The sequence below is a fragment of the Bradyrhizobium sp. HKCCYLS3077 genome, assembly GCF_051167555.1.
Classification (GTDB): domain Bacteria; phylum Pseudomonadota; class Alphaproteobacteria; order Rhizobiales; family Xanthobacteraceae; genus Bradyrhizobium.
Genome location: NZ_JBNPTH010000005.1, coordinates 634,543 through 661,152, shown reverse-complemented (window position 1 = coordinate 661,152; position 26,610 = coordinate 634,543). Strand labels below are relative to the sequence as shown.

General features: G+C 64.7%; 28 protein-coding genes and 1 tRNA gene. 5 read left to right on the top strand and 24 right to left on the bottom strand.

The window, feature by feature from the left end; translation table 11 throughout:
* Positions 1-279: 279 nt before the first annotated feature.
* The 21 genes from mtnK to ACQR0Z_RS23425 all read right to left on the bottom strand — a co-directional run bounded on the left by mtnK (position 280) and on the right by ACQR0Z_RS23425 (position 20,823).
* Positions 280-1,581: an S-methyl-5-thioribose kinase gene (mtnK, locus tag ACQR0Z_RS23525; protein ID WP_434920202.1), complete on the bottom strand. Its 1,302-nt coding sequence runs from the start codon at positions 1,579-1,581 to the stop codon at positions 280-282.
* 98 nt (positions 1,582-1,679) lie between these two features.
* Positions 1,680-1,955, bottom strand: coding sequence for a DUF1467 family protein (locus tag ACQR0Z_RS23520; protein ID WP_434859155.1), 276 nt, complete (start codon positions 1,953-1,955; stop codon positions 1,680-1,682).
* A 12-nt stretch (positions 1,956-1,967) separates the two neighbouring features.
* Entirely contained in the window at positions 1,968-2,372 is a 405-nt protein-coding gene (gene mce / locus ACQR0Z_RS23515) for a methylmalonyl-CoA epimerase (protein WP_012044572.1), read from the bottom strand.
* Between the two features lie 48 nt (positions 2,373-2,420).
* Positions 2,421-4,091, bottom strand: coding sequence for a ribonuclease J (locus tag ACQR0Z_RS23510; RefSeq protein ID WP_434920201.1), 1,671 nt, complete (start codon positions 4,089-4,091; stop codon positions 2,421-2,423).
* Complete coding sequence (locus ACQR0Z_RS23505) at positions 4,092-4,898, bottom strand: biotin--[acetyl-CoA-carboxylase] ligase (protein WP_434920200.1); 807 nt, start codon at positions 4,896-4,898, stop codon at positions 4,092-4,094.
* Positions 4,899-6,326, bottom strand: a complete 1,428-nt coding sequence (nuoN, locus tag ACQR0Z_RS23500; protein ID WP_434920199.1) for an NADH-quinone oxidoreductase subunit NuoN — start codon at positions 6,324-6,326, stop codon at positions 4,899-4,901.
* A 29-nt stretch (positions 6,327-6,355) separates the two neighbouring features.
* Positions 6,356-7,864 carry an NADH-quinone oxidoreductase subunit M gene (locus ACQR0Z_RS23495; protein WP_434920198.1) on the bottom strand — a complete coding sequence of 503 codons (1,509 nt, stop codon included), beginning with the start codon at positions 7,862-7,864 and terminating at the stop codon, positions 6,356-6,358.
* On the bottom strand, positions 7,861-9,954 hold the full coding sequence (nuoL, locus tag ACQR0Z_RS23490; RefSeq protein ID WP_434920197.1) for an NADH-quinone oxidoreductase subunit L: 2,094 nt from the start codon (positions 9,952-9,954) through the stop codon (positions 7,861-7,863). Before nuoL ends, ACQR0Z_RS23495 begins: the two co-directional genes overlap by 4 nt.
* A gap of 64 nt (positions 9,955-10,018) precedes the next feature.
* Entirely contained in the window at positions 10,019-10,327 is a 309-nt protein-coding gene (nuoK, locus tag ACQR0Z_RS23485) for an NADH-quinone oxidoreductase subunit NuoK (protein WP_006611001.1), read from the bottom strand.
* Positions 10,324-10,962, bottom strand: a complete 639-nt coding sequence (locus tag ACQR0Z_RS23480; RefSeq protein WP_257165733.1) for an NADH-quinone oxidoreductase subunit J — start codon at positions 10,960-10,962, stop codon at positions 10,324-10,326. The genes nuoK and ACQR0Z_RS23480 overlap by 4 nt, the downstream gene beginning before the upstream one ends.
* Positions 10,963-11,166: 204 nt before the next feature.
* Complete coding sequence (gene nuoI, locus ACQR0Z_RS23475) at positions 11,167-11,655, bottom strand: NADH-quinone oxidoreductase subunit NuoI (RefSeq protein ID WP_006611003.1); 489 nt, start codon at positions 11,653-11,655, stop codon at positions 11,167-11,169.
* Positions 11,656-11,662: 7 nt separating this feature from the next.
* Positions 11,663-12,733, bottom strand: a complete 1,071-nt coding sequence (gene nuoH / locus ACQR0Z_RS23470) for an NADH-quinone oxidoreductase subunit NuoH (RefSeq protein ID WP_434859161.1) — start codon at positions 12,731-12,733, stop codon at positions 11,663-11,665.
* 10 nt (positions 12,734-12,743) lie between these two features.
* Positions 12,744-14,813, bottom strand: coding sequence for an NADH-quinone oxidoreductase subunit NuoG (nuoG, locus tag ACQR0Z_RS23465; RefSeq protein WP_434920196.1), 2,070 nt, complete (start codon positions 14,811-14,813; stop codon positions 12,744-12,746).
* Positions 14,814-14,909: 96 nt separating this feature from the next.
* Positions 14,910-16,235, bottom strand: coding sequence for an NADH-quinone oxidoreductase subunit NuoF (gene nuoF / locus ACQR0Z_RS23460; protein ID WP_315779403.1), 1,326 nt, complete (start codon positions 16,233-16,235; stop codon positions 14,910-14,912).
* Positions 16,236-16,254: 19 nt separating this feature from the next.
* Positions 16,255-16,470: a hypothetical protein gene (locus ACQR0Z_RS23455; protein WP_257165730.1), complete on the bottom strand. Its 216-nt coding sequence runs from the start codon at positions 16,468-16,470 to the stop codon at positions 16,255-16,257.
* A complete protein-coding gene (gene nuoE, locus ACQR0Z_RS23450) occupies positions 16,467-17,078 on the bottom strand; it encodes an NADH-quinone oxidoreductase subunit NuoE (protein ID WP_434859165.1) in 612 nt (203 codons plus the stop codon). The genes ACQR0Z_RS23455 and nuoE overlap by 4 nt, the downstream gene beginning before the upstream one ends.
* A gap of 14 nt (positions 17,079-17,092) precedes the next feature.
* Complete coding sequence (locus ACQR0Z_RS23445; RefSeq protein WP_434920195.1) at positions 17,093-18,052, bottom strand: FkbM family methyltransferase; 960 nt, start codon at positions 18,050-18,052, stop codon at positions 17,093-17,095.
* Complete coding sequence (locus ACQR0Z_RS23440) at positions 18,052-19,248, bottom strand: NADH-quinone oxidoreductase subunit D (protein ID WP_434920194.1); 1,197 nt, start codon at positions 19,246-19,248, stop codon at positions 18,052-18,054. The genes ACQR0Z_RS23445 and ACQR0Z_RS23440 overlap by 1 nt, the downstream gene beginning before the upstream one ends.
* Before the next feature lie 14 nt (positions 19,249-19,262).
* Positions 19,263-19,868, bottom strand: coding sequence for an NADH-quinone oxidoreductase subunit C (locus tag ACQR0Z_RS23435; RefSeq protein WP_434859167.1), 606 nt, complete (start codon positions 19,866-19,868; stop codon positions 19,263-19,265).
* An 11-nt stretch (positions 19,869-19,879) separates the two neighbouring features.
* A complete protein-coding gene (locus tag ACQR0Z_RS23430) occupies positions 19,880-20,461 on the bottom strand; it encodes a NuoB/complex I 20 kDa subunit family protein (RefSeq protein ID WP_006611012.1) in 582 nt (193 codons plus the stop codon).
* A complete protein-coding gene (locus ACQR0Z_RS23425) occupies positions 20,458-20,823 on the bottom strand; it encodes an NADH-quinone oxidoreductase subunit A (protein ID WP_006611013.1) in 366 nt (121 codons plus the stop codon). Before ACQR0Z_RS23425 ends, ACQR0Z_RS23430 begins: the two co-directional genes overlap by 4 nt.
* Between ACQR0Z_RS23425 and ACQR0Z_RS23420 the strand changes: the two genes are divergently transcribed.
* A complete protein-coding gene (locus tag ACQR0Z_RS23420; protein WP_434859168.1) occupies positions 20,813-21,148 on the top strand; it encodes a hypothetical protein in 336 nt (111 codons plus the stop codon). The two genes, ACQR0Z_RS23425 and ACQR0Z_RS23420, sit on opposite strands and share 11 nt — an antisense overlap.
* Before the next feature lie 320 nt (positions 21,149-21,468).
* Positions 21,469-21,666, top strand: coding sequence for a hypothetical protein (locus ACQR0Z_RS23415; RefSeq protein WP_434859169.1), 198 nt, complete (start codon positions 21,469-21,471; stop codon positions 21,664-21,666).
* Between the two features lie 157 nt (positions 21,667-21,823).
* On the opposite strand, the gene ACQR0Z_RS23410 is transcribed toward ACQR0Z_RS23415, so the two are convergent.
* A tRNA-Asp gene (locus ACQR0Z_RS23410) sits at positions 21,824-21,900 on the bottom strand.
* 555 nt (positions 21,901-22,455) lie between these two features.
* On the opposite strand from ACQR0Z_RS23410, the gene pepT reads away from it, so the two are divergent.
* Positions 22,456-23,712: a peptidase T gene (pepT, locus tag ACQR0Z_RS23405; RefSeq protein ID WP_434879865.1), complete on the top strand. Its 1,257-nt coding sequence runs from the start codon at positions 22,456-22,458 to the stop codon at positions 23,710-23,712.
* An 18-nt stretch (positions 23,713-23,730) separates the two neighbouring features.
* Here the strand turns inward: pepT and ACQR0Z_RS23400 are convergent, their stop codons facing one another.
* The gene (locus ACQR0Z_RS23400; RefSeq protein ID WP_434879864.1) at positions 23,731-24,588 is read right to left on the bottom strand and encodes a class I SAM-dependent methyltransferase; all 858 of its coding nucleotides are present in this window, start codon (positions 24,586-24,588) and stop codon (positions 23,731-23,733) included.
* 289 nt (positions 24,589-24,877) lie between these two features.
* Between ACQR0Z_RS23400 and ACQR0Z_RS23395 the strand changes: the two genes are divergently transcribed.
* Entirely contained in the window at positions 24,878-25,111 is a 234-nt protein-coding gene (locus ACQR0Z_RS23395) for a hypothetical protein (protein WP_434879863.1), read from the top strand.
* Positions 25,112-25,183: 72 nt separating this feature from the next.
* Positions 25,184-26,011 (top strand): metallophosphoesterase family protein, encoded by an 828-nt coding sequence (locus ACQR0Z_RS23390; RefSeq protein WP_434879862.1) that lies wholly within the window; start codon positions 25,184-25,186, stop codon positions 26,009-26,011.
* Here ACQR0Z_RS23390 and ACQR0Z_RS23385 read toward each other — a convergent pair.
* Entirely contained in the window at positions 25,950-26,435 is a 486-nt protein-coding gene (locus tag ACQR0Z_RS23385) for a Crp/Fnr family transcriptional regulator (RefSeq protein WP_434879861.1), read from the bottom strand. The genes ACQR0Z_RS23390 and ACQR0Z_RS23385 overlap by 62 nt on opposite strands.
* Positions 26,436-26,610 lie beyond the last annotated feature (175 nt).

Here is a 26,610-nt window from a genome sequence, read left to right as displayed (position 1 = left end):
GTACAGAAGCAAGGGCCCGGCGATAGGACATGCAATTGGGATTGACAAACCAAGGCCCGTTACAGAAGCCCGGATGACGCGGCGGCATCCGGGATCTAACGCGCTCTGTCGGAGACCCCGGATATCGCTGCGCTCATCCGGGCTACGCGACAATCTGCGTCATCGCGAGCGAAGCGACGCGATCCAGGGCCTCGCGAGGATTCCGGATTGCTTCCACCGTCGCTCTCCGGGCTATGGCACAAGTCGTCGCTTCGCTCCTCGCAATGACGGTTGGGCTTTTCAAAACTCCGGTTGCCAATGGCGCAATTCGCGCGCGGCGTTCGTCACCGACTCAATCGAGATGAACGCGTCCGTCTCCACCATCAGCGTGCGCGCCAGCCGCAGCGCCCTTGCCTCGCAAGTCGCACGCCGCTTGGCATCTTCGATCAGCTCGAAATCGATGTTGTGCGCCAATCCGAGAATGCGGCGGATGATCTTGGCGGCCGTGAAGCCGACGGCATCCTGGAGCAGCCGAGCCATGTAGGTCTGACGTTCGGCTTCCAGCCGCGCAGCACCTGCCTCGCCGGGAAACAGCGACAGCGGATACGCATCACCGCGAGCTTCGCTGCGCCAGAGCTCCATGAATTTCTGCGCGAACCCGCTCCAGACCTGATCGACCGAGCCGAGCACCCAGCTCTCGAACGCCTGCCGCTCCCCTTGTGATCTTTCGTGACCGTCCGAGGCGAAGTAGGCCATCAGCAGGTTGGCCAGCACAGCTCCGACATCGAACCCCATCGGGCCGTAGAACGCGAACTCCGGATCGATCACCTTTGTCTCGGTGTCCGTGACCATGATCGATCCGGTATGCAGGTCGCCATGGATCAGCGCCTCGGCGCTCGACAGGAATTTCAGCTTCAGCCGGGAGATCGCGACATGCAGGTCGAGATCGGCGCGGATGTCGGCGGCGGTCGCATCCAGCCATGGCGACGTCCAGCGGTTCTGCTCAGCGATCCGATAAGGGTCGGTGAAGATCAGATCCTCGGTGATCTTGCACAGCGCGTGATTGCCGGCAAAGCTCGCGATCGCCACCTTCTTCGCGGCGGCCGTCAAGGCGAGATCGGACGAGAAGAACAACGTTTGCGCCATGAACGTCGTGACGTGATCGACGAAGGATGGATAGATCGTACCCGCGACCAGCCCCTTGCGCATGATGATGTGGGGCTCGAGCAGCTCCATCGCCGTCAGCGCCAGCGCGGCGTCATGATGGACGATGGCCGGCACGAGGCCGGGTGCGAGACGGTTCTGATGCGTGAGCGCGAGATGCTCATAGTGCGCGCGCGAGAGCGGCAGCGGCCAGCTCTCGCCGACGAGGCGGACGTAAGGCAGCGCCTGCTTGACCGCGAGCCCTCCAGAACTGCCCTTGACGATGAAGACCAGATTGAGGTTGCCGTCGCCCACTTCGGTGATCGCCCAATGGTCGGCCGGCCCGCCGAGCTGGGTTGCAACCGACGGGATGGCAGCGAGATACGCTCTCAGATCCGCCTCGTTCAGAATGCGATAGCCCGATGGGTTCCCCTGCCGGGCTTCGGCCGATATGGTCACGCGCAACCTCCCTGTCGTCTTGTTTTGCCTCCTATAGCAAAAAAGCCGACGCACGTCCGCGCGTCGGCTTCGGAAGAATGTTGTGCGATGCAAGCGATCTAGAACGGCATGCCCATCAGTTTCGACAGCCGCTCGATGTTGAGATAGCCCGCCTGATAGGCCATCAAGGACAGCGCGAAGATCGCGGCCGACAGCAGCGTCGTCCAGATCAGGCGGCGGCCCATCAGGCTGATCGTCGGTGCGCCGGGGTCGGTGCCCGGCGAAGCGCCGCCCGTCTCATGCTGGCTGCGGATGCCGAACGGCAGGGTGACGAACAAGGTCACCCACCACATCACGAAGTAGATCGCAAGCCAGGTTGAGATCGTATAGGCCATGATCGCGCTGCCTCAGGCCTGCTCGATTTCGACCAGCGCGCCCGAAAAGTCCTTCGGATGCAGGAACAGCACCGGCTTGCCGTGGGCGCCGATCTTGGGCTGGCCGTCGCCGAGCACGCGGGCGCCTTCCTTGATCAGGGTATCACGCGAGGCGATGATGTCGGCCACCTCGTAGCAGACGTGATGGATGCCACCATCGGCATTGCGCTCAAGGAATTTGGCGATCGGCGAGGCCTCGCCGAGCGGCTGGATGAACTCGATCTTGGTGTTCGGCAAGGTGACGAAGACGGTGATGACGCCGTGCTCCGGCAGCGGCACGGCTGAGGAAATTTCGGCGCCGAACGCGGCGCCGTAGATTTTCGCAGCCTTCTCCGCATCCTTGACCGCGATGGCGACGTGATTGAGCCGGCCCAGCATGACATCCTCCACTGTTGTATCGCGGCCGTTCGATCGGCCTTGCTTTGCTCAGACTTCCAATACGTGGACGAGGCAGATCGGTTTCTTGCCCCACTGCTCGTTGACCGCAGAACGCACGGCGCGGCGCACCGACTCGGCCGCAGCGTCCGGGTCACGCCGGCGCGCCCGCGGCAGGCCTTCAAAGGTCGAGACCACGGCATCGAACACGATGTCGTCCATCTCCTCGCCCGCCGTCGTCTTCTCGGGGATGCCCACCATGTCCACTTCGGGATCGTCGGCCAGCTCGCCCTTCTCGGTGACCGCCATGGCCACGAAGATGCAGCCCGCGAAGCTCATCTTGCGACGCTCGACGACCGCGCGCGACTTCGAATCCTCGAGGATGGTGCCGTCTTTGTACAGCCGCCCCGACGGCAACTGGTCGATGATGCCGGGATCGCCGGGGCCGAGCTTGACCAGATCGCCGTTGCGGCAGGTGATCACCTTCGGCACGCCGCAGGCACGCGCCAGCTTGGCATGCTCGTTCAGGTGCAGCGCCTCGCCATGGACGGGGATCAGGAGCTGCGGCCGCGTCCAGGCGATCATGTCGCGCAGCTCGTCGCGGCGCGGATGGCCGGAGACGTGCACCAGATGGTTGCGGTCGGTAATGATCTCAATGCCCTGCTGCACCAGGCCGTTGATGACGGCGCCGACCGCCTTCTCATTGCCGGGAATGGTGCGCGAGGAGAAGATGACGGTGTCGCCCTTGTTCAGGGTAACCAGCGGATGGTCGTCATTGGCGATGCGCGCCAGCGCCGCGCGCGGCTCGCCCTGACTGCCGGTGCACAGCGCCAGCACCTTCTCCGGCGGAAAGTGGCCGTACAAATCCATGCCGCGGAAATTCTGCACGCCGTCGAGATAGCCGGTCTCGCGCGCGACCTGCACGACGCGCTCCATGGCGCGGCCGACGATGACGACCTCGCGCTCGGCTTCTCGCGCGGCTTCAGCGACGGCACGAATGCGTGCGACGTTCGAGGCGAAGGTGGTGACCGCGACGCGGCCCTTCGCTTCCTTGACGAGAGCCGCGATGGTCTTGGCGACCTCGGCCTCGGATGGCGAGCGCCCCTCGCGCACGGCATTGGTGGAATCGCCGATGAGCGCGAGCAGCCCGGCATCGCCAAGCTCGCGCAGGCGCTTCTCGTCGGTCGGTGCGCCCAGCACCGGCGTCGGATCGATCTTCCAGTCGCCGGTGTGCAGGACTGTGCCGACCTCGGTGTGGATGGCGAGCGCATGCGACTCCGGAATCGAATGCGCGACCGGGATGAACTCGACGTTGAACGGGCCGATGTCGACGCGGCCGCCGGACGGGATCACCCTGACCGGGATTTTCGCGGGCAGCCGCTCGGCCTCGCACTTGGCCTCGAACAGCGCCGCGCTGAACTTGGTCGCGTAGATCGGGCATTTCAGCCGTGGCCAGAGATCGATGATGGCGCCGAAATGGTCCTCATGCGCATGCGTCAGCACCAGGCCGACGAGGTTCTTGCCTTCTTTCTCGAGAAAGCTCACGTCGGGCATGATCAGGTCGATGCCCGGCAGATGCTCCTCGTCGCCGAAGGACACGCCGAGATCGATCGCGAGCCAGGAGCGCTGGTGGCGATTGCCGAGGCCGTAGATCGACAGGTTCATGCCGATCTCGCCCACGCCGCCGAGCGGCGCAAATGTCAGTTCGTCGGGACGCGCCATCTAGACCGCTCCTTTGGATGCGACCGAGCCGAAATGAACATCACCGGCCGTGATCGGCTCCAATCGTCCCTCCGCGGTCCGCACCAGCATACAACCCTGTTCGTCGATCGTGTCGAAAATCCCCTCGATGATAGCATGTCCGGACCTGATGGCGACGGGCTGCCCGAGGCCGGCCGCGCGCTCCAGCCACAGCTTTCGGATGTCGCCGAAGCCGCGGCCCTCGTTCCAGATGCCGAAATATTCGACCCAATTGTCGGACAGCGCCGTGAACAGGTCCTCGGCACTCACCTCGACGCCGAGATCGCGCAGCGACACCGCCGGTGTCGGGGTATCGGTCGGCGCGGCCACCACATTGGTGCCAATGCCGGCCACGACCGCGAGGCCGCCCGCGACCTGCTCGGCTTCGAGCAGCATGCCGACGATCTTGCGGCCACCGGCGAGCACGTCGTTGGGCCATTTCACGGAGAAATCGAGGTTCGAACGGCCACCCGATCGCAGCACGGCCTCCCGGCTGACCTGCCGGAGGGCGCTCGAGATCGCGAGGCAGGCGGCAAAGCCGAGGGTCGCGGCAACCGCCGGCGCAACATTCAGGACTTCAAGAACCGAGGATGCCAGATTGCCGCGCGGGGCGATCCAGGGACGCTGGCGTCGGCCGCGGCCGGCCGTCTGCTCTGTGGTGACGAACCAGCTCGCCTTGGCGCCCTGCCGCGCGGCGGAAAGGGCCTCAATATTGGTCGAGCCGGCCTGATCGAAGACGACGAGCCCGTAGCCGCTGGCAGCGGCACGGGCCCCGAGAGCAAAAATCATCTAGAACAGCGACTTCGCCGCGGCCGCGGCGGCGCTGACCAGCGGGCCGGGATAGGCGAAGAACAGGATGTTGAAGATGCCGGAGATCGCGAGCACGGTGCGCAGCTCGATCCGGACCGGATCGACGGTCGGCAACGGTTCGTCGAAGTACATGGTCTTGACGATCAGCAGGTAATAGTAGGCGCCGACGACGCTGGTCAGCACGCCGATCACCGACAGCGCGAACAGGCCGCCCTTGATCGCGGCGACGAACACGTACCATTTGGCGAAGAAGCCCGCGAGCGGCGGCACGCCGGCCAGCGAGAACAGCAGCATCGCGAACATGAAGGCGAGCAGCGGATTGGTGCGCGAGAGACCCGCGAAGTCGCTGATCTTCTCGAACGACTGGCCGTTGCGCTTGATCGCCATGATCACGGCGAAGGAGCCGAGCGTCATCGCGACGTAGATCGCGATGTAGGTCAGCACGCCCTGCGCGCCCTCCACCGTGCCGGCGGCGAGGCCGACCAGCGCAAAGCCCATGTGGCCGATCGACGAATAGGCCATCAGGCGCTTGATGTTGGTCTGGCCGATCGCGGCGAACGAGCCGAGCGCCATCGAGGCGATCGAGACGAACACGATGATCTGCTGCCACTGGAAGGTGATGCCAGGGAATGCCGTCAGCGCAACGCGGGCGAACACAGCGAGCGCAGCCACCTTCGGGGCGGAGGCGAAGAACGCGGTCACCGGAGTCGGCGCGCCTTCATAGACATCCGGCGTCCACATGTGGAACGGCACCGCCGACACCTTGAAGCACATGCCGGCGAACAGGAAGACGAGGCCGAAGATGATGCCGACGCCGCCGGTCTTGGTCGCCGCCGCAATGCCGGCAAAGCTCACCGTGCCGGTAAAGCCGTAGATCAGCGAGGCGCCGTACAGCAGCATGCCCGAGGACAGCGCGCCGAGCACGAAGTACTTCAGGCCGGCTTCCGTGGACTTGACGTTGTCGCGATGGCTGGCCGCGACGACATAGAGCGCGAGCGACATCAGCTCGAGACCGAGATACAGCGCGATCAGGTCGCCGGCCGAGATCAGCACGAGCATACCGAGCGTCGAGAGCAGCACCAGGATCGCGTATTCGAAGATGCGCCGGTCTGGCGAGGACAGGAACTCGACCGACATCACCAGGGTCGCGACCGAGCCGATGATCGCCAGGATCTTCAGGAAGCGCGCATAGCCGTCGGCGATGAAGCTGCCGCCGAACGCCTGTCCGGCCGGCTGCCTCAGCACGAGGATGCCGACCACGATCAGCAGCACGACCGCGAGGCCGGTGACGACCCCCGTCGTCCCCTGCCCGCGAAACGCACCCAGCATCAACAGCGCCATGGCCCCCAAGGCCAGCAGCAGCTCCGGCAGCACCACCCAAAGCTGAGGCCCAAGATTCTCGATCATCGTCTCTGTCCCGACCCCTTAAGGTCTCATCATTGGAGCAGCGCGGCGGCCTTCACGGCCGTCACGGCGGTATTATAGTTGGTGACGAGCTGCTGCACCGAGGCCGCGGACATGTCCAGGATCGGCTTCGGATAGACGCCGAACAGGATGGTCAGCGCCACCAGCGGAAACAGGATCACGCCTTCACGCAGCGTGAGGTCCTTGATGCTCGCGAGCGACGGCTTGGTCAGCGCGCCGAACACCACCTTGCGGTACAGCCACAGCGCGTAGCCAGCCGACAGGATGACGCCGAAGGTGGCGAAGAACGCGGTCGGGATCGACACCTTGAAGGTGCCGAGCAGGGTCATGAACTCGCCGACGAAGCCGGAAGTCCCGGGCAGACCGACATTGGCCATGGTGAACACCATGAACACCAGCGCGTAGATCGGCATCCGGTTGACGAGGCCGCCATAGGCCGCGATCTCGCGGGTATGCATGCGGTCGTAGACGACGCCGACGCAGAGGAACAGTGCGCCCGACACGATGCCGTGGGAGATCATCTGGAACACGCCGCCGGCGACGCCCTGCATGGTGCCGGCGAAGATGCCCATCGTGACGAAGCCCATATGCGCGACCGACGAGTAGGCGATGAGCTTCTTGATGTCCTCCTGCATCAGCGCGACCAGCGAGGTGTAGATGATCGCGATGGCCGAGAGCGTCCAGACCAGCGGCGCGAAGTCGTGCGACGCCAGCGGGAACATCGGCAGCGAGAAGCGCAGGAAGCCGTAGCCGCCCATCTTCAGGAGGATCGCGGCCAGGATCACCGAGCCCGCCGTCGGCGCCTCGACGTGCGCATCCGGCAGCCAGGTGTGCACCGGCCACATCGGCATCTTCACCGCGAAGGAGGCGAAGAAGGCGAGCCAGGCCCAGGTCTGCAAGTTCCGCGGCACCGCGGTGTGCATCAGGGTCGGGATGTCGGTCGTGCCGGCGTTCCAGTACAGCGCCATGATGGCGAGCAGCATCAGCACCGAGCCGAGCAAGGTGTAGAGGAAGAACTTGAACGAGGCGTAGACCCGGCGCGGACCGCCCCAGACGCCGATGATCAGGAACATCGGGATCAGGCCGCCCTCGAAGAACAGGTAGAACAGCACGAGGTCGAGCGCGGAGAACGTGCCGACCATCAGCGTTTCCAGGATCAGGAACGCCATCATGTACTCGCGCAGGCGGTTGGTGACCGACTTCCAGCTCGCGACGATGCAGAACGGCATCAGGGCGGTGGTCAGGATCACGAACGGCAGCGAGATGCCGTCGACACCCATGTGATAGCTGATCCCGGCAGCCAGCCAGTTCTTCTTCTCGACGAACTGGAAGTCGGTCTGGCCGGGATCGAAGCGCAGCACCAGGATCACCGACACCGCGAAGGTGATCAGCGTGGTCCACAGCGCGATCCAGCGCGCGTTGCGCTGGGCCGCCTCGTCGTCGCCGCGGACCAGATAGATCAGCAGCGCGCCGACGAGCGGCAGGAAGGTGACGACGGAGAGAATTGGCCAGGTGGTCATTGCTGGCCCCCCATGAACATGAACCAGGTGATCAGGCCGGCGACGCCGATCAGCATGGCAAAGGCATAGTGATAGAGATACCCGGTCTGAATCTTGACGACGTTGCGCGTGACGTCGAGCACGCGCGCCGAGACACCATCCGGACCGAACCCGTCGATGACGAAACCATCGCCCTTCTTCCAGAGGAAGCGGCCGAGCCACTTCGCCGGACGGACGAAGATGAAGTCATAGAGCTCGTCGAAGTACCATTTGTTGAGCAGGAACTTGTAGAGCAGCGGCTGCTGCGCGGCGAGCTCCTCCGGGATGTCCGGACGTTTGACGTAGAAGAAGTAGGAGACGACGAATCCCAGCACCATCATGACGAAGGGGAGCTCGGCGAGCAGAGCCGGCATGTGCTCCATGTCTTCCAGGATGTGCGGGTTCATCTTCAGCGACTCGCCGAAGAAGTGCTCGACACCGTGGGGGTCGACGAACAAGGCCTTGAACGGGAAACCCGCGAGGATCGAGCCGGCGGCGAGGACGCCGATCGGGATCAGCATCCAGATCGGGCTCTCGTGGGCCGCGTCGTAGTGATGCTGGTCGTGCGGGGTGCCGAAGAAGGTCTTGAACACCAGGCGCCAGGAATAGAACGACGTCAGGCCGGCGGCCGCGATGGTCAGGAAGTACGCGTAGGTCGCGAACGGATTGTGCGCGGCATAGGCGGCCTCGATGATCGCGTCCTTGGAGAAGAAGCCCGCGAAGCCCGGGAAGCCGGTCAGCGCCAGGGTGCCGACCGTCATCACCGCGAAGGTGTACGGGATCTTCTTCCACAGCCCACCCATGTTGCGGATGTCCTGCTCGTGGTGCATCGCATAGATCACGGAGCCGGCACCTAGGAACAGCAGCGCCTTGAAGAAGGCGTGCGTGAACAGATGGAACATACCGACCGAATAGGCCCCTGCTCCCATCGCCACGAACATGTAGCCGAGCTGCGAGCAGGTCGAGTAGGCGACGATGCGCTTGATGTCGTTCTGTACGAGGCCGACGGTCGCCGCGAAGAACGCGGTGGTGGCGCCGAAGAACATCACGACAGCCTGCGCGTTCGGCGCGAGCTCGAACAGCGGCGACAGGCGCGCCACCATGAAGACGCCGGCGGTGACCATGGTCGCGGCGTGGATCAGCGCCGACACCGGGGTCGGACCTTCCATCGCGTCCGGCAGCCAGGTGTGCAGCAGGAACTGCGCCGATTTGCCCATCGCGCCCATGAACAGCAGCAGGCAGGTGAGCGTCAGCGCATCCGCATGCCAGCCGAGGAAGTTGATCGTCGTCTTGCCGGCGATGCTCGGCGCAGCGGCGAAGATGGTCTCGAAGTCGGTCGACTTCGTCAGCAGGAAGATCGCGAAGATGCCGAGCGCGAAGCCGAAATCGCCGACGCGGTTGACGACGAAGGCCTTGATCGCGGCGGCATTGGCCGAGGGCTTCTGGAACCAGAAGCCGATCAGGAGGTAGCTCGCGAGACCCACGCCCTCCCAGCCGAAGAACAGCTGCACGAGGTTGTTCGCGGTCACCAGCATCAGCATCGCGAAGGTGAACAGCGAGAGATAGGCGAAGAAGCGCGGACGGTTCGGATCCTCGTCCATGTAGCCGATCGAATAGAGGTGCACGAGCGAGGACACGCTCGTCACCACCACCAGCATCACGGCCGTCAGCGTGTCGACGCGCAGCGACCAGGACACCTGCAACTCGCCGGAATTGATCCAGGGCAGCAGCTCCTTCACGCCAGCTTCGTGGTGCATGAAGCCGACGCTGACCAAGGTCGCCCAGGACAGCGCCGCCGAGACGAACAGCAGCGCGGTGGTGATCGCCTGCGCGGCCCAGGTGCCGGAGGCCGGCGGCTCCGCGACATGGTGATCGTCATGGCCATGACCATGATCGTCGTGCGCGTGATCGTCATGCGCATGAGCATGCGCGTCGGCCGCGCCATGAGCATGACCGTCGTCGTGATGCTCGACCTCGTCGCCGCTCGGATGGCGCCCATGGGCGCCGAGCAGCGCGATCAGGCCGGCCAGGATCGCGCCCAGCAGCGGCAGAAAGACAATGGCCTGGATCATTCGCCCGTTCCCTTACGCATGACCTTGCCGGCGAGCCGGCCCCCACTGTTGCGGATCATGCGCCTTAGCCCTTCATCAGATTGACGTCTTCAACCGCGATCGAGCCGCGATTGCGGAAATAGACCACCAGCACGGCCAGACCGATCGCAGCCTCGGCGGCGGCGACCGTCAGCACCAAGAGCGCGAACACCTGGCCGACGATGTCGCCGAGGAAGGTCGAGAACGCCACCAGGTTGATGTTGACGGCGAGCAGGATGAGCTCGACCGACATCAGGATGACGATGATGTTCTTGCGGTTCAGGAAGATGCCGAGGATGCCGAGCGTGAACAGCATCGCGGCGACCGCGAGGTAGTGCCCCAATCCGATGGTCATTTCACCCACTCCGCGGCATCCGTATCCTGCAGCCCCTGCCCGACCGCGACCTTACGAACGGCCATCGCCATCTCAGGCGTGCGGGCGTTCTGGACGTTGATGTCCTGGCGCTTGACGCTCGCCTTGTGGCGCAAGGTCAGCACGATCGCGCCGATCATCGCCACCAGCAGGATCATGCCCGACAGCTGGAAGTAATGGACGTACTTCGTATAGAGCACGAGGCCGAGCGCCTCGGTGTTGGTGACGTTGGTCGGGATCGCCGCCGTGATCGCCTTGGGCGTCGTCGGGTTGATGACCCAGTACGACACGGTCAGCAGCAGCTCGAACAGGAAGATGCCGCCGATCACGAGACCGATCGGCATGTACTGCAGGAAGCCCTCGCGCAGCTCGGTGAAGTCGACGTCGAGCATCATGATCACGAACAGGAACAGCACTGCGACGGCGCCGACATAGACGACGACCAGGATCATCGCCAGGAACTCGGCGCCCATCAGCACGAACAGGCCAGAGGCGTTGACGAAGGCGAGGATCAGATAGAGCACCGAGTGAACGGGGTTCTTCGAGACGATCACCATCACCGCGGAGGCCACGCAGACCGCCGCGAACAGGTAGAAGAAGAGCGCAGGAAGGATCATCGGGGTCTCCCGCAAATCGAAACGGATGCAGCGGCAAACGACACTGCGTTCCCTCCCCCCTTGTGGGGGAGGGTTAGGGAGGGGGGTAAGCCACGAGTCCGGAGTGCGGGGCTTACCCCCCTCTCCACCTCTCCCCCACAAGGGGGGAGAGAGCCGACTGCCGTCGCGGCGCGAATGAGCATCCCAATGTCCACGATCACGGCCTCAGCGGTACGGCGCGTCGAGCGCGATGGCTTTGGAGATTTCGCGCTCCCAGCGGTCGCCGTTCGCGAGCAGCTTGGCCTTGTCATAGTACAGCTCCTCGCGGGTCTCGGTCGCGAACTCGAAGTTCGGGCCCTCGACGATCGCATCCACCGGACAGGCTTCCTGGCACAGACCGCAATAGATGCACTTCACCATGTCTATGTCGTAGCGCACCGTGCGGCGGGTGCCGTCGTTGCGGCGCGGACCGGCCTCGATGGTGATCGCCTGCGCCGGGCAGACGGCCTCACACAACTTGCAGGCGATGCAGCGCTCTTCGCCGTTGGGATAGCGGCGCAACGCGTGCTCGCCGCGGAAGCGCGGCGAGATCGGGCCCTTCTCGAACGGATAGTTCAGGGTCGGCTTGGGCTGGAAGAAGTAGCGCATCGCGAGGAAGAACGCGGAGACGAACTCCTGCAGCAGCAGCGACCGTGCAGTGGCGGAGATGTTCATGACAGCCTCATTTCGGCGCGATGCCGGCGAAGTGCAGCACGCCTGCGACGATCACCACCATGACCAGCGACAGCGGCAGGAACACCTTCCAACCGAGTCGCATCAACTGGTCGTAGCGGTAGCGCGGCACGATCGCTTTCGCCATCGCGATCAGGAAGAACATGAAGAACAGTTTCAGCGAGAACCAGATGACGCCCGGCACCCAGTTGAATGGCGGCAGGTCGATCGGCGGCAGCCAGCCGCCGAGGAACAGGATGGTCGCCAGCGCGCACATCGTGGTGATCGCGACGTACTCGCCGAGCATGAACAGGAGATACGGCGTCGAGCCGTACTCGACCATGAAGCCGGCGACGAGCTCCGATTCCGCTTCGACCAGGTCGAAGGGCGGGCGGTTGGTCTCGGCCAGCGCCGAGACATAGAACACCACGAACATCGGGAACAGCGGCCAGACGTACCAGTTCAGGATCGTCAGCTGCGGCAGGCCGATCAGGCTGGCGAGGCCGCGCGCATGCTGCGCCTCGACCACGGCCGACAGGTTCAAGGTGCCGGCGCAGAGCAGCACGGTGATGATGACGAAGCCGATCGAGACCTCGTAGGACACCATCTGCGCCGCGGAGCGCAGCGCCGCCAGGAACGGATATTTCGAGTTCGACGACCAGCCGGCCATGATAATGCCGTAGATCGACAGCGACGAGATCGCGAAGATGAAGAGGATGCCGACATTGATGTCGGCGATCGCCCAGCCGAGATTGGTCGGGATGACCGCCCAGGCCGCCAGCGCGAGCACGCACGACACCAGCGGCGCCAGCAGGAACACGCCCTTGTTGGCTCCGGCCGGAATGATCGGCTCCTTGAGCACGAACTTCAGCAGGTCGGCGAACGACTGGAACAGGCCGAACGGCCCGACCACGTTCGGGCCCCTGCGAATCTGCACCGCCGCCCAGATCTTGCGGTCGGCGAGCAGGATGTAGGCGATCGCAACCAGGAGGACGACGAGGAGCAGCACGCTCTGCGCGATCATGATGATCAGCGGCCAGAGGAAGCCGGTCCAGAACGAGCTTGCGAAGAAATCAGCCATCAGGTCACGCTCACTCCGCTGCCGTCAGCATCTGCCCGGAGGCCAGGCGGGAGCATTCCGCCATGACCGCCGAGGCGCGCGCGATCGGATTGGTGAGATAGAAGTCGTCGATGACAGGCTTGAACGGCGCCTTTTCGAGGCTGCCGCCCTTGCCCGCCAGGGTCTTGATGTCCGCGATCTTGCCGGCCTCGATCTGGTCGATGCGGCCGAGATGCGGCACCGCCTTGATGATCTCGGCGCGCAGCGCCGCCAGCGAGTCATAGCCGAGCTTGCGTCCGAGCACGTCTGACAGCGCGCGGATGACCGCCCAGTCCTCGCGGGCCTCGCCCGGCGGGAACGACGCCCGCGCCGCGATCTGCACCCGGCCCTCGGTGTTGACGTAGAGGCCGGACTTTTCGGTGTAGGCGGCACCCGGCAGGATGACGTCGGCGCGATGCGCGCCGCGGTCGCCATGGGTGCCGATGTAGACGGTGAACACGCCCTCGGGCACCTCGACCTCGTCGGCACCGAGCAGGAACAACACGTCCATGGTGCCGAAGGTGGTCATCTGGGCGCCGGTCAGGCCCGTGCCGTTGAAGCCGATGTCCAGCGCGCCGACGCGCGACGCGGTGTCGTGCAGCACGGCAAAGCCGTTCCAATCGTCACGCACCGCGTTGACGTCCATCGCGATCTTGGCGGCGAGCGCCAGGATCGCGCCGCCGTCGTGACGCGCGGCCGCGCCGGCGCCGACCAGCACGATCGGGTTCTTGGCGTTGCGGAACGTAGTCGCGAAGGAGTGCTTGCCGGCCGCGACATCGCTCAGCGAGTCCGTGCCGGCGCCGATATGCTCATAAGAATAGGTCAGATCGGCCTTGGGGCCGACCAGACCGACTTTGAGCTGGCCCGAGCGCCAGCGCTTGCGAATGCGGGCGTTGAGCACGGCCGCTTCCCTGCGCGGATTGGCGCCGATGATCAGGATCGCGTCGGCCTGCTCGATGCCGGCGATGGTCGGATTGAACAAATAGGACGAACGGCCAAGCTTGGCGTCGAAGCTGTCACCGCCCTGCACCGCCACGTTGGTCGAGCCGAGCTTCGCGAGCAGATCCTTCAGCGCATACATCTCCTCGACGGCCGCGAGATCGCCGGCGATGGCGCCGATCCGCTTGCCGTCGATGCGCGACAGTTTTGCGGCGATCGCCTTGAACGCCTCCGGCCATGTGGCCGGGCGCAGTTTGCCATCCTCTCGGACGTAAGGACGATCCAGCCGCTGCGTCCGCAGGCCGTCGACGACGTGACGGGTCTTGTCGGAGATCCACTCTTCGTTCACGGAGTCATTGATACGCGGCAGGATGCGCATCACCTCGCGACCGCGGGTGTCGACGCGGATCGCCGAGCCCACGCCATCCATGACGTCGATCGACTGCGTCTTGCCGAGCTCCCACGGACGCGCCGCGAAGGCATACGGCTTGGAGGTCAGCGCGCCGACCGGGCAGATATCGACCAGATTGCCCTGCAGCTCCGAGCTCAGCGCCTGCTCGAGATAGGTCGTGATCTCCATGTCCTCGCCGCGGCCGGTCGCGCCCATTTCCGGCACGCCGCAGACTTCAGCGGAGAAGCGGACGCAGCGCGTGCACTGGATGCAGCGGGTCATCGAGGTCTTGACCAGCGCGCCGAGATATTTGTCTTCGACGGCGCGCTTGTTCTCGGCGTAGCGGCTGGTGTCGACACCATAGCCCATCGCCTGGTCCTGCAGGTCGCACTCGCCGCCCTGGTCGCAGATCGGGCAGTCCAGCGGATGGTTGATCAGAAGGAATTCCATCACGCCTTCGCGTGCCTTCTTGACCATCGGCGAGCGGGTGGAGATCTCCGGCGGCTCACCCTTCGGGCCAGGCCGGCAGTCGCGCACGCCCCAGGCGCAGCTCGCGACCGGCTTCGGTCCGCCCTTCACCTCGACGAGGCACATCCGGCAGTTACCGGCGATCGACAGCCGCTCGTGATAGCAGAAGCGCGGAATCTCGGCGCCCGCCGCCTCGCACGCCTGCAGCAGCGTGTACTCCGGCGGCACATCGATCTCTTTGCCATCGATGATGATCTTGGTCATTGCCTCACATCTCTCTCAAACCACGGACCACCGCGCCGCGCGCCGTGAGGGCGCAAGCGCGGGGGAAAACCTCGCTGGCGGACCGGACCGCCATACCTACTCCGCCGCCACCATGTGCGCGGGATCGCGCACGCCGACGTCGTCGACATCGGCCTTGTGCGAATACTGGTCGATGCGCGCTTCGATCTCGTGACGGAAATGCGTGATCAGGCCCTGGATCGGCCAGGCCGCAGCGTCACCCAGCGCGCAGATCGTGTGTCCCTCGATCTGCTTGGTGACCTCCAGCAGCATGTCGATCTCGCGCTTGTGGGCGCGGCCCTCGGCCATGCGGGTCAGCACGCGCCACATCCAGCCGGTGCCTTCGCGGCACGGCGTGCACTGGCCGCAGCTCTCGTGCTTGTAGAAATATGAGATGCGCGCGATCGCCCGGATCAGGTCGGTCGACTTGTCCATCACGATCACGGCCGCGGTGCCGAGCCCCGAGCGCAGCTTCGACAGGCTGTCGAAATCCATCGGCGTGTCGATGATCTGCTCGGCCGGCACCATGCGCACCGACGAGCCGCCGGGAATGACCGCCTTCAGATTGTCCCAGCCGCCACGGATGCCGCCGCAATGCTTCTCGATCAGTTCGCGGAACGGGATGCCCATCGCCTCTTCGACGTTGCAGGGCCGCTCGACGTGACCGGAGATGCAGAACAGCTTGGTGCCGACATTGTTCGGACGGCCGATGCCGGCGAACCACGACGCGCCGCGGCGCAGGATGGTCGGCGCGACCGCGATCGACTCGACGTTGTTGACGGTGGTCGGGCAGCCATAGAGGCCGACATTGGCGGGGAATGGCGGCTTCAGCCGCGGCTGTCCCTTCTTGCCTTCGAGGCTCTCGAGCAGCGCGGTCTCCTCGCCGCAGATATAGGCGCCAGCGCCATGCGCGACATAGATGTCGAACGGCCAGCCGTGGATATTGTCCTTGCCGACCAGCTTCGCGTCATAGGCCTGGTCGATCGCCGCCTGCAGCCGCTCGCGCTCGCGGATGAACTCGCCGCGCACATAGATGTAGCAGGCATGCGCGTTCATCGCGAAGCTCGCGAGCAGGCAGCCCTCCACGAGATGATGCGGATCGTGCCGCATGATCTCGCGATCCTTGCAGGTGCCGGGCTCGGACTCGTCGGCGTTGACCACGAGATAGCTCGGCCGGCCGTCGGTCGATTCCTTCGGCATGAACGACCATTTCAGGCCGGTCGGGAAGCCGGCGCCGCCGCGGCCGCGCAGGCCGGACGCCTTCATCTCGTTGATGATCCAGTCGCGGCCCTTATCGATCAGCCCCTTGGTGCCATCCCAGCTGCCGCGACGGCGCGCGCCTTCGAGGCCCCAATCGTGCAGGCCATACAGGTTGGTGAAGATGCGGTCCTTGTCGTCGAGCATCAGACGGCTTCCTCTGACATCAGCGGTTCGACTGCATGGTGGCGATGAAGGCGGCGCAGCCGCCGAATACCAAGGCCCACAGCAGACTGGACTCCAGCGTCGCGTTGAGCGCGAACCGCTGCAGTACGAAAATGAAAGCGGCGGCTGCGAGCGTATGCAGCGCCACGTAGCGCCAGTTCTTCATCGCGGCGCCCTCTTGGCTCAGGGCCGCAACGCGGGTGCGATTGCGGCTCATGTCTTCTCCTTCAGCGTGGTCGGTCCGCCCGCCGGCGCCGAGAACTGGCGGCCGTTCTGCGGACCCGGCGTCGGCAGATTGCCGGTCGCGAAGCCGTCGAGCACCTTGCCGAAGCTCTCCGGCGTCAGGTCCTCATAGGTATCCTTCCAGACCTGCACCATCGGCGCATTCACACAGGCGCCCAGACACTCGACTTCTTCCCAGCTGAAATCGCCGTCCTTGGAGAGGTGGAAGGGGTCGTGATGGATGCGGTGCTTGCAGACCTCGATCAGTTCCTCGGCGCCGCGGAGCCGGCACGGCGTGGTTCCGCAGACCTGGACGTGGGCCTTCTTGCCGACCGGCTGCAGCTGGAACATCGTGTAGAAGGTCGCGATTTCGAGCACGCGGATATAGGGCATGCCCAGCATGTCGGCGACGACCCGGATCGCGGCCTCCGAGACCCAGCCCGCATTCTGCTCCTGGGCGCGCCACAGGATCGCGATCACGGCCGAGGCCTGGCGGCCTTCCGGATATTTGGCGATCTGGGCCTTGGCGAAGGCGAGGTTTTCCTCCGTGAACGTAAAGCTCGCGGGCTGGAGGTCCTTCGGGGCAAGACGGCGGACGGACATGGCTCTCTAGTCTTTCATTGCATGCGGCGCGCGGCACTTGCATTGAGCGCTGCGACGCGATTCTGCCAGAAGGCACTTGCAGTTCCGAACACGTTGTAGCCGACGTGCGAGGACACCTTGATACGGTCGAGGATCGACAATTCGGTCACGGTCTCGAAACGACCGCTCGCGGGGTCATAGACCATCAGCTGCATCGGCGTCTGGTCGAGGATGTAGCGCGACACCGTATGGTTACGGTCCTGGCCGTGCTCCTCGCAGAGGATCATGCTGTCGGTCGCGAGCAGCCGCGCCCCACCCTTGATCGCCTCGATCTCCACGCCCTCGACGTCAAGCTTGATCAGATATTTTCCGGACGCCGCGACCTTGCCGTCGTCGATGAGGTCGTCGAGCGCCATCACCGGCACCTGCTCACCGTCCGCACCCTCGCCGGCGATGCTGAAGGCCTCGTGCTTGGTGCCGCTCAGATGCGCCACGCCGCGGCGCTCGCCGATCGCGCACTTCATCACCTCGAAGCGCCCGCCATTGATATCAGCATTGTTCGCGAGCTTGGCGAAGTTCGCCGACGACGGCTCGATCGCGATCGCTTTGTGCGATCCATAGGGCGCGCTCGACACCAGCACCGACCAGTAGCCGTAGTTGGCGCCGCCATCGATGAAGGTGTAGTCGACATCGACGGTGCCCAGGAAGAGCAGCTCGAGCTCATCCTCATAGTGATAGGCGCGGTTGAGCAGCTTGCTCCAATAGCCGTCGCCGTAGGGAAACTCGAACACCGCATCCGGGTTGAGCTTCACCGCGAGGTTGCGCTCGGGCAGCGCGAGGCGCAGCAGATTGGCGCAGCGATTGTAGCCGCGATGCGAGAAGTGCGAGGAGATCTTCGAGCCGGTGGACAGCGCCAAGGCAGCCGTGCGCTCCCAGAGGTTCGCTCCTTCGAGCGCCCCGGAAGCACGATCGAACTGGATCGGCGCATGGCCCATCAGCGATCCACCTCTCCGAACACGATGTCGAGCGAGCCGAGGATGGCCGAGACGTCGGCCAGCAGATGGCCGCGGCACAGGAAGTCCATCGCCTGCAAATGGGCGAAGCCCGGCGCGCGGATCTTGCACTTGTACGGCTTGTTGGTGCCGTCGGCGACGAGGTAGACGCCGAACTCGCCCTTCGGCGCCTCGACGGCGGCATAGATCTCGCCCGCCGGCACGTGCACGCCCTCGGTATAGAGCTTGAAGTGGTGGATCAGCGCTTCCATCGAGCGCTTCATCTCGCCACGGCGCGGCGGCGCGATCTTGTTGTCGGTGATCAGCACCGGCCCCTGCCCGTCCGGCGCGCGCAGCTTGGCAATGCACTGCTTCATGATGCGCACCGACTGACGCATCTCTTCCATGCGGATCAGATAGCGGTCGTAGCAGTCGCCGTTCTTGCCGATTGGAATGTCGAAATCCATCTCGGCATAGACGTCGTAAGGCTGCGACTTGCGCAGGTCCCAGGCGGCGCCGGAGCCGCGCACCATCACGCCGGAGAAGCCCCACTCCCAGGCCTGCTTCAGGGTGACGACGCCGATATCGACGTTGCGCTGCTTGAAGATGCGGTTGCCGGTCAAGAGCTGGTCGAGGTCGTCGACCACCTTCAGGAACGGATCGCAGAACACGTCGATGTCGTCGATCAGCTTGGTCGGCAGGTCCTGGTGGACGCCACCGATACGGAAGTAGTTGGCGTGCATGCGCGAGCCGGAGGCGCGCTCATAGAACACCATCAGCTTCTCGCGCTCCTCGAAGCCCCACAGCGGCGGGGTGAGCGCGCCGACGTCCATCGCCTGCGTGGTGACGTTGAGCAGATGCGACAGCAGACGGCCGATTTCGGAGTACAGCACCCGGATCAGCTGGCCGCGGCGCGGCACCTCGATGCCGAGCAGCCGCTCGGCTGCGAGGCAGAACGCATGCTCCTGGTTCATCGGCGCGACGTAGTCGAGTCGATCGAAATAGGGCATCGCCTGCAGATAGGTCTTGGTTTCGATCAGCTTCTCGGTGCCGCGATGAAGCAGGCCGATATGCGGATCGACGCGCTCAACGACCTCGCCGTCGAGTTCAAGCACGAGACGCAAAACACCGTGGGCCGCCGGATGCTGCGGACCAAAGTTGATCGTGAAGTTGCGGAGTGCCGGGCTTTGCTCGTTCATGCTCGCGCTCCCACTCACTTGGTCGCTTTCTCATCGCCCGGCAACGGATAGTCCGCGCCTTCCCAGGGCGAGAGAAAATCGAACTTGCGGAATTCCTGGTTGAGCCGGACCGGCTCGTAGATCACCCGCTTCTCCTGGTCGTCGTAGCGCACCTCGACGAAACCGGTGGTCGGGAAGTCCTTGCGCAGCGGGTGGCCGTCGAAGCCGTAGTCGGTCAACAGCCGGCGCATGTCGGGATGGCCGACGAAGATCACGCCATAGAGGTCGTAGGCCTCGCGCTCGAACCAGTCGGCGCCCGGGAACACGTCGATGATCGACGGCACCTGCGTCATCTCGTCGGCTTCGGCCTTGAGCCGGATGCGGGTATTCAGCGTCGGCGACAGGAAGTGGTAGACGACCTCGAAGCGCTTGGCGCGCTCGGGGTAGTCCACGGCCGTGATGTCGGTGAAGTTGATGAACCGGCAGGCCGGATCATCGCGCAGATACTTCACCACCTCCACGATCCGGGTGGCCTCGACGTTCACCGTGAGCTGATTGAAAGCGACCGAATGACCGAGAGCCGCGCCCGGAAGCGCGCTCACGATCGTCTGCCCAAGGGCGTCGAGCCTGCCGTCGTCCATGACCAAAACCTTCAGCGTTCAATGGTGCCGGTGCGACGGATCTTCTTCTGCAACAGCAGAACACCGTACAGCAGCGCTTCCGCGGTCGGCGGGCAGCCAGGCACGTAGATGTCAATGGGAACGATGCGATCGCAGCCGCGGACCACCGAATAGGAATAGTGGTAGTAGCCGCCGCCATTGGCGCAGGAGCCCATCGAGATGACGTAGCGCGGCTCCGGCATCTGGTCGTAGACCTTGCGCAGCGCCGGCGCCATCTTGTTGGTCAGGGTGCCCGCGACGATCATCACGTCGGACTGGCGCGGCGAGGCGCGCGGCGCGAAGCCGAAGCGCTCGACGTCATAGCGCGGCATCGAGACCTGCATCATCTCGACGGCGCAGCAGGCCAGGCCGAACGTCATCCACATCAAGGAGCCGGTGCGGGCCCAGGTGATCAGATCGTCAGCGGTCGCAACGAAGAATCCCTTGTCCGACAGCTCGTGCTTGACCTCGAGGAAATAGGGGTCGTTGGCACCAACAGGCCTGCCGGTCGCGGGATCGAGAATGCCCTTGGGGGCCGGTGCGATCACCGGACCGGAGGACGGGGTCGGGCTCAATCCCATTCAAGCGCGCCTTTCTTCCATTCGTAGGCAAACCCGACCGTCAGCACGGCCAGGAACACCAGCATCGACCAGAAGCCGGCCGCGCCGAGCTTGCCGAATGCGACCGCCCAGGGAAACAGGAAGGCAACTTCGAGGTCGAAGATGATGAAAAGGATGGCAACAAGGTAGAAGCGGACGTCGAACTTCATGCGGGCGTCGTCGAACGCATTGAAGCCGCACTCGTAGGCCGAGAGCTTTTCGGGATCGGGCTGCTGATAGGCGACCACGAAGGGCGCGATCAGCAGCACCACCCCGATGATGGCTGCGACACCTATGAAAACCACGAGGGGGAGATAGTTCTGAAGGATGCCGGTCATCGGCGCCACTTTCCTCTGCGGTTTCGGTGCAAACCGCAGACTCGCTGCATTGGAATTGGTCGAAGCCTTAGCGCAGCGCACCAAGCCGCGCAAGACGAGCCGCTTCGCCGTCGTCATCCCTCCCCACATTGCGGAAACCCGGACACACAGGGAAAAGCAGCCGCGTCAGGAGACCTTCGCGCCGGGCATCGCAGACCCGCAGCTTTACGGTGTCGCAGCGATGCGGACGGAAGCTGAATTGCTCAGCGATCGCCAAACACGCACGCCGGTGTGCGCAAGCTCCGGGCTGGTCGATGTCGTGTGGCGAGGGCCGCGAATCGGGTGACCCGTCGCCGGCCGAAGGGCGATCGTCCGATAGCCTTTCGCTATCGACTAGATGGTTGCGTGGGGCCGCCCGATCAAGGTCGACGCAGTGCTCGAAGGTCTGGTCTGCAGGGCTGTCCGATCAAATGATCGAAGCCTCGGATGACGCGACCGGCCTGGCCCAACCAGGATCCTCGGACGCCTGGCTGCTTACTGCCGATTGCCCCGGCGCCTGCTGCAACCGATGAAACCATTTTGAGGAAACGAAGAAACCGGATCGAAACAAACCGCAGGTAGAAGTACGGCCAACAAAGTGGCGCTCTGAGACGCCGGGAGGCCGACATGAACCACTCGCTCCATTCCGCAGACCGTTCGACCCATCTGAAGATCATCGTGGTGGCCCTGGTGGCCGGCATTGCGGTGACCGCCTTCGGGATCGCTGCCCGCACCAATGTCGACTACAGCCAGACCGCCGCGCATGTCGTGAAGGCGGGCAAGCCGGTCGTCGTGACCAGTTCCGCGAACTCGATGGTGCGCTGACCACTCACCGCATCAGCGAACCGTGACGTCCAGGCCGCCGCTTCGGCGGCCTTTTGCGTTGCCGGCCAGAGCGAAACGGCGCAACTTATCGCCGCGCGCAACAGCGCGAGCCGGACACGAGGATGATGCTGTAAGGGGGGTGCTAAGCCATTGAAAATGGCGCGAGAGACGGGGCTCGAACCCGCGACCTCCGGCGTGACAGGCCGGCGCTCTAACCAACTGAGCTACTCCCGCGTGATCGCGAAATCCCGCGGAGGAGTGCGACTTAAAGGGGCGATGTTTCGAAGTCAAGGACAATGAAACCGATTTGTGAGAAGTCCTTGCACAGAGGTCAACGACGAGGCCGGCCCGCGGTCCGGGTTCGGCCGGCGATCTACGCAGCGAACTGCCGCAAGATGTGACCGCACGGCGTTCAGACCGCCAAAGCGGCCAAGCCGCCGCCGATCACGTCGAAGCGGCAGCCCCCAAAGCATGATCGCGAGCCTCGCCGGAGCTGCCGGAGTCGGGCAGCCCAGATGAAGACGGTCAGACGTGAGTTGCCCAACGGCGGCGGCGAACCGGTCCGCCCCATCGGGAAAAGAGTCGATATCCGAATCGTTCGACCGAGCAGGCTCGACGTCTCGTCGGATCATGCGAGGCAGCCGGCTTCAATGGGACCGCCTTCGTCCCTCTATTTGGGCAGTCGCAGGCGGCAGATCGCCGGCAGCCCCTGTCATCTGGTATGCCAGTCTGATATATTACTGGACCGATTGCGGTACAATATTCCTCCTTCGTCCTATCGTGGTGCCTATGTCAGACCAGTTCCGCAGCTATACTTATTCCGTCACCGAGCGCTTCCTCCGCTACGTGGTGATCGACACCCAGTCGGACCCGAGCTCGCCGACCTGCCCGTCGACGCTGAAGCAGAAGAATCTCGGGCGGCTGCTCGCCGGCGAACTGCAGGCGATGGGGCTGGCGGACGCCCATCTCGACGACCACGGCTATGTCTACGCCACGATCCCCGCGACCACCGACAAGACCGTGCCGGTGATCTGCTTCTGCTCGCACATGGACACCTCGCCGGATTGCTCGGGCGCCGACGTGAAGCCGCAGATCGTGCGCAATTACCAGGGCGGCGACATCACCCTGCCCGGCGATTCCAGCCAGATCATTCGCGCGGCCGAACACCCGGCGCTCAAGCAGCAGATCGGCAGCGACATCATCACCACGGACGGCACGACCCTGCTCGGGGCCGACAACAAGGCCGGCATCGCCGAGATCATGGACGCGGCGCAGTTCCTCATCAGCCACCCCGAGATTAAGCACGGTACGATCAAGATCCTGTTCACGCCCGACGAGGAGATCGGCCGGGGCGTCGATCGGGTCGACCTGAAGAAACTCGGCGCCGATTTCGGCTACACCATGGATGGCGAGACCGCCGGCCACATCGAGGACGAGACCTTCTCCGCCGACGGCGCCACCATCGTCATCAACGGCGTCAGCGCCCACCCCGGCTTTGCCAAGGGCAAGATGGAGCACGCCATCAAGATTGCGTCCGCGATCGTGGAGCGCCTGCCGAAGGACAGCTGCTCGCCGGAAACGACCGAGGGCAAGGAAGGCTTCCTGCATCCGGTCGGCATCTCCGGCGCGCTCGAGCAGGCCAGGCTCGACTTCATCGTCCGCGATTTCAGCGAGCAGGGCCTGCGCCAGAAGGAGGCGCTGCTCGAGGACATCGTCAAGGACGTGATGAAGGACTATCCGCGCTCGACCTACGAGATGAAGGTCAAGGCGCAGTACCGCAACATGAAGGAAGTGATCGACCGGCATCCGGAGATCGTGACCTATGCCGAGGACGCGATCCGCCGCGCGGGACTGACGCCGGTCAGGACCTCGATTCGCGGCGGCACCGACGGCTCGCGGCTGTCGTTCATGGGCCTGCCCTGCCCCAACATCTTCGCAGGCGAGCACGCCTTCCATTCGCGGCTGGAATGGGTCAGCGTGCAGGACATGGAGAAGGCCGTGCAGACCATCGTCCATCTGGCGATGATCTGGGAAGAGCGCAGCTGAGCGCTTTCGGCGCGGCGCTCAGTTCCGCGCCGTCACCAGCCAGATCGAGCCGGACAGGCTGACGCTGCCGCCCTGGAGATGCTGCGCCAGCAGGTCACGCACCGACTGCCGGGCAGCCTGCCGCGTCGTTTCATCATGTCCCTCCAGAGCACGGCTGGCCGGACCGATCTCGAAGGCGGACTGCACGGCCGCCTCGAGCCCCTGGCCGCGGGCGATGTCGAGCGACAGCGCATGCGCCTGCAGCGCAACATCGTTGAAGCCGGCCTCCCCCAGGATCCGCCGCACCCGTTCCTCCGAAGCAAAAGCGAACGGGCCCGGATCCTCCGGCGCCATCTCCGGAAGCTTGGGCACGTGGCGATACACCGCCTGCAGCGGCGCGATCATCCAGGGATTGGCTTTCGGCTCGCGCCAGCAGGCAAACACGATCCGGCCGCCGGGCTTGAGCGCGCGGCGCATGTTGGCGAACGACGTCACGGGGTCGGCAAAGAACATCACGCCGAAGCGCGAGACCAGAAGGTCGAAGCTCGCCGGCGTGAACGGATGCACGGTGGCATCGGCCAGCACGAACTCGACCGGAAGCGCGGGCGGCGCCACGGCGCGGGCGCGCTCCAGCATGGGAGTGGAAATGTCGATGCCGAGCACATGGCCGCCGGGTGCAACCTGCGCCGCGAGCGCAATCGCCAGACCGCCGCAGCCGCAGCCGACGTCGAGGATACGGTCGCCGGGTCCAGCGGCGATCCGGTCGATCAGGATCTGCGACACCGGCGCGAGCAGGACGTCCTGCGCCTCCTGGCGATCGGACCAGCGCTGGCCGCCCGGCCCGTTCCAATAGGCGATCTGATCGGCGTTGCGGTCGTCTCCAAGAGGCAATGACATGATGCGTCCCGATGACATGATGACAGGCCGGCATCGCGCATGCTGGGGCCCGGCCTGTCAAGGCACGAGGGCGCGACGGACAGATGTCACCCGGCCTTGACCACGCCGTCGAGACCATCCGCGATGATTGAGGGTACCGCTCGCTACGACCGCAGATCAGCGCCCGCCCTACTCAGTGGCGCTTTGCCGAGTGCGACATCGTTTCCATATCACCGGTGGAACGGGCCTCGCGATCGGGCATTCACGTGGCGGGCCGTGAGAAAGGACCATCATGAGTGGACATCCTCGCTTGTTGCTGCTCGTGGCAGCGGCGCTGTCATTTGCAGCCGTAGCCCAAGCCGAAGCCGCCGGCGGACGCAGCGGCACGCCGGTGCCGACGCGGCAGAACCCGGTGTTCTCCGATCCGCTCAATCAGCCGATCACCCCGTCGCGGCCGCTGACCGAGCCGTACAGTCCCGGCTACCCGTCCTACCAGACGGAACCGACGCAGCCGCGTTATCCCTCACGTCAGCAGCAGCGCTGACCAGGCGCCGGCCCGTATCCGTCTTGAAAGCACCGATGGTCTCTGATTTGCATTGAGTGCATCGGAGATCTCATGCGCTGCCTCGTCGTTGCCGACCTACACTACGCGCTGCCGCAGTTCGACTGGCTGGTCGCCGCCGCCGGTCATTTCGATGCGGTGGTATTCGCGGGCGATGCGCTCGACCTGTCCTCGATCGTCGACATTCGCGCCCAGATCGTCGTGGTGAAGAAGTATCTCGCTCTGCTCGCGGCGAAGACCCGCGTGATGATCTGCTCGGGCAACCACGATCTGGAAGAGCGCAGCGCCGATGGCGAGAAGATCGCGGCGTGGATCGGGACCCTCCACGAGCTCGGAATTGCCGCCGATGGCGACGATCTCCTGATCGACGACACGCTGTTCACGATCTGCCCGTGGTGGGATGGTCCGCTGGTGAAGGCGAGGATCGAGCGCCAGCTCACCAATGCCGCGCAGCGGACGGCGGCCCGCTGGATCTGGATCCACCACGCGCCGCCGGCGGATTCGCCGGTGAGCTGGGGCGGCAAGCGCTTCTTCGGCGACGCCGAGCTCGTCGGCTGGATCGAACGTCACCAACCGTCCATGGTGATCTCGGGCCACGTCCATCAGTCGCCCTTCATCGGCAATGGCTCATGGTTCGACCGGCTCGGCGCGACCTGGGTGTTCAACACCGGCCTGCAGCCCGGACGTCCCCCGACCTACATCGTGATCGAGACCGACGCGGCGCGCGCCTACTGGCTGGCCGCCGGCCACGCCGAATGGATCGATCTCGCCGCACCGCTGCAGCGGCCGGCGCAGCCGGTCGCCGAGCCGCCGGAATGGCTCAGAGCCGTGGGTCGGATTCCAGATCCGTTCCTGGCGAGACCTGCTGCGGCGGCAGGTTGATCATGCTCTGCAGGACGTCGCCGACCATCGAAAGATGCGTGCCGTGCCCGGCATATTGCCGCTTGAGGTCGGCGAGATAGGTGTTGGCGACGTTGAGCCGCTGCGCCAGCATGCGTGCGATCCACAAGGTCGCCTCGGGATTTTCGGTCAGGAAACGCTGCGCATCCAGGATCTCGTAGATCCGGCTGTCGATGAGCGCGCGAACGGTCGCCGTATGCGCCTGCTCCAGCAGCAGCGACATCTCGCCGAACAGCGCGCCCGGCTCCGAGACGACGGCCACGGTAGCGCCGGCCTTGATCACCTCCAGCCGCCCGTCCAGCAGGATGTAGAGATGCCCGGTGCTGTGGCCCTCCTGCAGCAGGTCAATTCCTGCCGCGATGATGCGTTCGTGTCCGCCGGTGCAGTGACGCAGAAAGTCAGTCATGAGCCCAACCACGTGTGACGTTCGAGGACGCAGCGTAGCCGAACGGCCGACGATCGCCATGGGAATTTCAGGCGCCTCTCATTCGCCGGGGGGGGGCAGAGCGGAGGCGCGGCTCCAACGGCCTCGGGCTGTCTCAATGCCAGCAAAAAACCTCGCTTTGGCCGATCGTTTCCAT